Genomic DNA, 6898 nt, shown 5'->3' on the forward strand with positions numbered 1-6898 from the left:
TGAAATTAACACTCAACTGATGCTGCTACAATAGCACTCAGTTTAAGCCATTAACAGTTACTGGTAGTTGTCCATTTGCAGAGGCCTTACCCATCAGCACTTTTGCAAGTGCAGTAAACGCAGGGCCAGCAATCTTTTCTTCGGTGTCTATATCAATATTGTAAGCATAAGTGGCAAGAACTGCATCGGCAAATTTGCCAAATTGTGAAATATCGTATGGAGCTCGTAAGCTAACAAAAACAGTTTTCTTGTTCGCTAGCTTAGCTTGCTTTAGTAATGACTCTAGTGCTGCTGATTGATCTGCCTTAGCGATAGCAAATTCAGGATTATCAGCTAAATCATCCATTCCGCCTACTTCAACAGCACTTTGTTTTGGTGATGCATTTGCAGCAATGATCACATCGGCCTTATTCATTTCTTTTAAGGTCGAGATTGGCTCATAGCCTTGCAAGCTAGTGCAGCTAAAGCTAAGTAGTGTATTAGTGTTATCAAGTAGTGCTTGTTGTAGGGCAAAACATTTGCGCGTATCAGGCATGATGATATGTACTTTTGTACCTGATTTAATGTTCAGTGGCAGTGTGTTGTTCTCGTTTTTTACTTCGGTGATAGCTGCAAGAGCTAACTCAGCCTCTACTTTTCTGTGACTTTGGTCACCCAGTAAAAGCTGTGCTTTTTTGATGGCTGCTTCATCATCAAGCTTTGTTGTGAGCTTAAACTTTTCTTTAAGCTTTAAAATACGTGTTGCAGAAGCTGTGATCTCATCGGCGTTTAAAGTACCGCGCTGAACTTCTTGCTCTAATCGGTCTATAAGAGCTTCAAGTACCTCTAAATCTTTTGGACTTCTGATTTCGATTGGCATAAGGGCAATATCAACACCCGCAGCGAAGGTATTTACAACCGCTTCGATTGGCTCAAAGAAGTGGCTGATACCAGCCATGTCTAGTGCATCTGTGATCACAACACCTTGATAACCAAGCTCATCACGTAGTAAATCAGTGATGATTTTACGCGACATGGTCGCTGGCTTGATCATGGTTTTCCCTTCTTTACTAACAAAGGTGCTGTCATCAAGGGCTGGGTATTGAATATGCGCAGTCATAATCATACCCGGTTGCTGATTTTTAATTATGTCTTTAAACGGCGGTAAGTCTTGCTGCCAAATAGTTTCTTTGTCATGCATTACTTTTGGCAGGCCTGTATGACTATCGACGTTTGTATCACCATGACCCGGAAAGTGCTTTAACGATGAAATAACGCCATTATTTTCAAACCCTGCCACTTGTGCGCCACCTAGTTTTGCAACCAACTGCGGATCTTCGCCGTATGAGCGCACATTAATAACTGGGTTATCTGGGTTCATGTTCACATCAACTGTTGGCGCATAGTTAACATTTACACCAAGTGCCAACAGCTCTTCTGCGATTATACGGGCAGACTCTGTTGCGAAGTGTGTACCGTGTTCTTTATAAGTTGCGCCAATCGACATATTACCGGTAAATGAAGTGCCAACATCACGTGGTATACGAGCTACGCGGCCACCTTCTTGGTCTATTGAAATAAATAGCGGTAAGCCAAGTTCAGACTTTGCAGCAGCTTGTTGTAAGTCGTTATTAAGTTTGATTACTTGGGGCACGGTATCGATATTTTCAGCAAATAAAATAACACCACCAATGTTGTGTTTGCTAATGATATTAGCTAAATCAGCAGGTAAGCGGGTGACTGGCGTTCGACATTTTTGCTCGCCGGTGTCTTGCTCACAGTAATAGCGCAAGTCGAGCATCAGCTTTTGCCCTAACTGTTGTTTTAAAGTTAACGCAGATTCAGCAAATGATGATTGTAATGGCATGAAACACCCTAATCCGATAACCAGTGACGATAGTGCAAACTTATTTAACACAGCAAGCTCCAAAGCTAAACGCTTATTTGATTTTTAGAATAAATTATTCTTGATGTTAATGGGTTTTTAAATATAAATACAGTATTTTTTTGCTACCCTAGCGGTTTTTTTGTCTAACTGCAAAAAGCTAAGTTAGATCACCAAATAGGGCTATTAAGCTTAAATAACCAAGTCTTTATTACTGCAAAGGTGCTAGTGAATTGATAATTTATCAATTTAATTGGTCGCTTTTTAAGGCAAATTAAAGTAATAATATATTCCATAATTATCAGCGCAGATATGACAGGCCAGGGGGCGAGATGGCTTTTACTCAATTGCACGCATTTAAACAGCAAATTACACCTTTTTTACCAGAGTCAGCATTAATAGAAGATTACTCACGTCGATATGCTTACGGCACTGATGCCAGTTTTTATCGTTTGGTGCCTGAGCTCATCGTATTGGTGAGTAACCAAAATCAAGCAAAGCATGTGATAAGTGCAGCACAACAGCATAAGGTGGCTATTACCTTTCGAGCAGCTGGAACCAGTTTGTCTGGGCAAGCAATTACTGACTCAGTATTAGTGTTACTGTGTGATAGCTGGAGTCAATTTGAAGTTTTAGATGATGGTGAAGCTATTCGTCTAGAGCCTGCGATTATAGGAGCGCGAGTAAACCAAATACTGGCACCTTATGGTAAGAAAATAGGCCCCGATCCCGCATCGATTAACAGCTGTAAAGTAGCCGGCATGGCGGCAAATAATTCATCAGGAATGTGTTGTGGGGTGGCACAAAACAGCTACCACACAGTCAAAGATATGACCCTTATTTTTGCTGATGGTACTGTGCTTGATACCGCAGATAGTCAAAGTTGTGAAAAGTTTTTACAAAGTCATGGGGCATGGGTTGATGAGTTAATGAGCCTTGTTGACAGTGTTAAAGAAAATAGCGACTTAAGTGAGCGTATCGCCCATAAATACCGCTTAAAAAACACCACAGGTTATGGTTTAAATGCGTTGCTGGATTTTTCAGATCCAATTGAAATCATTAAGCATTTAATTATTGGTTCTGAAGGAACGCTGGCGTTTATTGCTGATATTACCTATCACACAGTGATTGAGCACGCACACAAACATACCGGTTTCTTTATTTTTGATGATATCAGCAAGGTGTGTGAGCTGGTGCAAAGGCTGAGTGAGCTTGATGTTGCTGCGGTTGAGCTACTAGATAAACGTGCCCTGATGTCGGTGTCTGAGCATGCCATAATGCCAAAAGAAGTGGCCAGCTATCCCGAGCAGTCAGCGGCACTTTTAATTGAGTTAAGAGCAGAGAATACAGATGCCCTTGCGTTACTAACACAAACCACGCAGCAACTTATTGCACAGTTTAGCCAAAACCAATTAGCAGCGATTGATTTTTCTGCTGATAGTGCCCGTAATGCGGCACTTTGGAATATCCGTAAAGGCACCTTTCCTGCTGTCGGTGCTGTGCGCGAAACAGGCACCACCGTAATTATTGAAGATGTTGCCTTCACGCTTGATAAATTAGCACAAGGCGTGAACGCACTTCATCAGCTCTTCATTAAATATGGTTATGATGAAGCCATTATTTTTGGTCATGCTTTAGCGGGTAACTTGCATTTTGTATTCACCCAAGCGTTCGATACACAAGATCAAGTTAATCGTTATGAGCAATTTATGGCCGATGTGGCTAACCTAGTAGCGGTTGAGCTAAAAGGCTCTTTAAAAGCAGAGCATGGCACAGGGCGTAACATGGCACCTTTTGTAGCAACAGAGTGGGGCGATGATGGTTTCGCTGTAATGGTTAAGCTAAAACAGCTATTTGATCAACACAACATTCTTAATCCTGGTGTCATTATTAATCATGATAAAAATGCCCACACTCAGCATTTAAAAGTCATGCCAAAAAGTGATGATATTATCGATACCTGTATCGAATGTGGCTTTTGCGAAGTTGTTTGCCCATCAAAAGGTCTTACCTTAACACCAAGGCAGCGTATTACCTTGTGGCGACACCGCACTGAGCTACACAATCAATTGCTAACAACCGATGATTTAGCGAGTAAGCAGAAATTAAACCAAAAGCTCAGTGTTATCGAGGCTGACTTTAAATATCTTGGTATTGATTCGTGTGCGGCGACGGGACTTTGCGGGCTAAAATGCCCGGTCGGAATAAACACGGGCGAATTTATAAAATCGCTCAGAGCAGAGCAAGCCTCTTCAAGCAAAGTGAAACGGTCATTAGCTCGCTTTGCTAGTCAGCATTTTGCAGTTGTCGCATCTGGCGCTCGATTTGGCTTAAACGTGATGCACGTGCTCGAAAAAGCAATAGGTAGTAATAACCTAAGAAGTCTTAGTAAACCTGCTCATAAGTTGCTTGGTACGCCGTTGTATTACTCGGCTTGGCCAAGAGGGGAGCAACCAATAAATAATAATTCTAAACAACCCCAACAGGCTAAAAAGTTGGTGTATATGCCTAGCTGTGCAACTCGCGTTTTTGCAGCAGATAAACTTGCCGATGATAAACGACCACTGATTGATGTTATGCATTCATTAGCCCAAAAAGCGGGATTTGAGGTTGTAATACCTAAACAAGTAGATTCACTGTGTTGTGGAATGCCATTTGCGAGTAAAGGCTTGAATAAAGAGTTTTTAAATAAAAGTGAGCAGTTACTTACTGAGCTTGAGACGCTTTCAAATAATGGCCAATATCCCATCGTTTTTGATGCCAGCCCTTGTGCGCTCACCACTCTCAATGCCGCGCAAAATTCATCACTCTCAATTTACGAAAGTGCTGATTTTGCAGCCCAGCATTTACTGCCTAATTTGCAAGTAACGCCAGTGAATGAGCCTGTGATGCTGCATGTTACTTGTAGCTCAAAGCGATTAGGTAAAGAGCAAAGCTTAGTGTCGCTTGCCAAGGCATGTAGCAATGAAGTGATTATTCCAGCTGATATTGAGTGTTGTGGTTTTGCCGGAGATAAAGGATTTAACTTGCCAGAGCTAAATAGCAACGCGTTAAAAACCCTTAAACAACACGTGCCAAAAAATTGTAGTCGCGGTGTGTCTAACAGTCGTAGCTGTGAAATTGGTTTAACTGAGCACAGTGGCATTAGTTATCAGTCAATTTTGTATCTACTCGATCAGCAAAGTCATGCAATACCACAGACTTAACTGCTAATTTAATGGGCTAGTCTGACTAGCCCATTTTTTAAAAACCTACACTTTCCAAAAAATACCTTTTCTATAACACGTGAGCATCACCAGGTAAGATACGGCTAAAAACAACAGCGAAAATACAAATGATGCTAAATAATCGTTGCTTATAAACACTTGTATTAAGCCATAAATACTGCCTTTTAAACTGCTATCGCCTATTGGAATCATTATTAATAGCCGTGCAAATACGCCTGCAAACATAAAAAAGAGTATCGCATTGGCGCCAAATACAATAAAGGGTGCGCCCCAGCTTCGTACTTTATAAATATCTAAAATGGCACTGCACAGGGCATACGTAATAATAGCAAGCCCAGAGCTGAGCAACACATAGCTTGGTGTCCATAATGCTTTGTTGATAGGCGTTAATGGCGAAATAGCATAGCCGGCAAAAACAGCTAATATGCCTGCTAAGATAAATGCGTGGGCTTGCTTTTTAAGATCAGGTTGTTTTGTTAAGTAAACCGCAGCCAAGATGCCACTTAGCGCACTGGCAATGGCTGGAAGTGTAGAAAAAAGCCCCTCAGGATCAAATGGCAGTGGCTTAGCATTCGCATAATACACATGGTGACTACCTAAAACCGTACTATCAATAAAGGCACTTAAGTTGTTGCCATATAACCATAAGCCACTCACTACCTCGCCGTTTGGCAAGGTATAAGGGATATAAAGCATGGCGGCGCCATAAAATAATAAAAGAGTGATGCAAGTAATGGCTATTTTCTTAGGCGATAAATAGAGATAACAACACAGAGCGACTAAATACACTAAACCAATACGTTGCAGAACGCCTAAAACTCGCAGTTGCAATAGTTTGTCATCAACCCAGCTGAAAGAGGGGTCTCGAAAGTTGTAATAAAACAGGGCTAAAAACCAACCAAGAGCAATAAGCTTAAGGGTGCGAATAACACCTGCTTTTACTATTTGCTGATCACTCACTCCTTTAGCGCGCAAGTTATTTACTGATAGCGTGATAGACATGCCGACAATAAAAATAAAAAACGGAAAAATTAAATCAGTCGGTGTCCAACCATGCCATTGTGCATGCTTCAATGGCCAATACATCGCTCCCCAACTCCCCGGATTATTTACTAAGATCATAGCGGTGATAGTTAGCCCCCGCATTACGTCTAATGCCATAAGGCGGTGTGTGGGGAGTGACTTTATAATATCGGAACAATGTTGGCGCATAAGAAAACTTTATTTTTATTATGTCTTAACATTGTAATAAATTATTATTTCAAAGCAAGTTACTTTTTGTTCAATTACTGACCCGTAAAGCTTTAAACGCTTAGCTTAGTATTTGACTGAAAAAACATTACAAGAAATGAATTGCCATTACTTGGTTGAACCATCTATTTGCAGATGTTTTCACTTAAATTAAGGATGTTTCCTTTGTAAAAAGCAGTAACTTGAAATTAGAGTAATTACACTTATTTGTTTGCGCTAAATCAAATTCTGATAAAAGTTTTATAGAGGTACACAGAACAAATTGCTAGTATAAAGGTATTAGATGTACCCGATATGGAATTTGGGGCCCATATGTGAGAAGTATCGTGCTTAATAGTCTTAGCAAACGCTTAAACCTACGTCGTTTAATTTTATTATTAGCGTTTTCTGCAACGCTTATTACCTTTTTAAATAGTTATTACTCGAGCTACCAAGTTCAAAAACAACAACTAATAGATAAAACAATGAGTAATCACAAAGCCTATGCTGCTAAGTTGGTTTCGGCTACTGATAACTTTTTGTTAGCTGCTCAGCAACAGCTTGCTTATGTAGGCAA

At 40.6% G+C, this 6898-nt stretch carries 3 protein-coding genes and 1 pseudogene; 2 read left to right on the forward strand and 2 right to left on the reverse strand.

Annotation, left to right across the window (positions count from 1 at the left end):
* Positions 1-37: 37 nt before the first annotated feature.
* Positions 38-1846 (reverse strand): glycoside hydrolase family 3 protein, encoded by a 1809-nt coding sequence (locus tag L1267_RS20010; protein WP_235383908.1) that lies wholly within the window; start codon positions 1844-1846, stop codon positions 38-40.
* A gap of 350 nt (positions 1847-2196) precedes the next feature.
* Between L1267_RS20010 and L1267_RS20015 the strand changes: the two genes are divergently transcribed.
* Complete coding sequence (locus L1267_RS20015) at positions 2197-5070, forward strand: FAD-binding and (Fe-S)-binding domain-containing protein (RefSeq protein ID WP_138558413.1); 2874 nt, start codon at positions 2197-2199, stop codon at positions 5068-5070.
* 45 nt (positions 5071-5115) lie between these two features.
* Here L1267_RS20015 and L1267_RS20020 read toward each other — a convergent pair whose 3' ends face one another.
* Positions 5116-6252, reverse strand: coding sequence for an acyltransferase family protein (locus L1267_RS20020; protein ID WP_235383905.1), 1137 nt, complete (start codon positions 6250-6252; stop codon positions 5116-5118).
* Positions 6253-6656: 404 nt separating this feature from the next.
* Here L1267_RS20020 and L1267_RS20025 point away from each other — a divergent pair.
* Positions 6657-6898, forward strand: a pseudogene (locus L1267_RS20025) (diguanylate cyclase); the annotation flags it as partial.

This window comes from Pseudoalteromonas sp. OFAV1 (assembly GCF_021532595.1).
Classification (GTDB): Bacteria; Pseudomonadota; Gammaproteobacteria; order Enterobacterales; family Alteromonadaceae; genus Pseudoalteromonas; species Pseudoalteromonas lipolytica_C.

Excerpts from the sequence above, each read along its gene's own strand:
- L1267_RS20010 (WP_235383908.1), bottom strand. The coding sequence starts at position 1,846 with ATGCCATTACAATCATCATTTGCTGAATCTGCGTTAACTTTAAAACAA.
- L1267_RS20015 (WP_138558413.1), top strand. The coding sequence starts at position 2,197 with ATGGCTTTTACTCAATTGCACGCATTTAAACAGCAAATTACACCTTTT.
- L1267_RS20020 (WP_235383905.1), bottom strand. The coding sequence starts at position 6,252 with ATGGCATTAGACGTAATGCGGGGGCTAACTATCACCGCTATGATCTTA.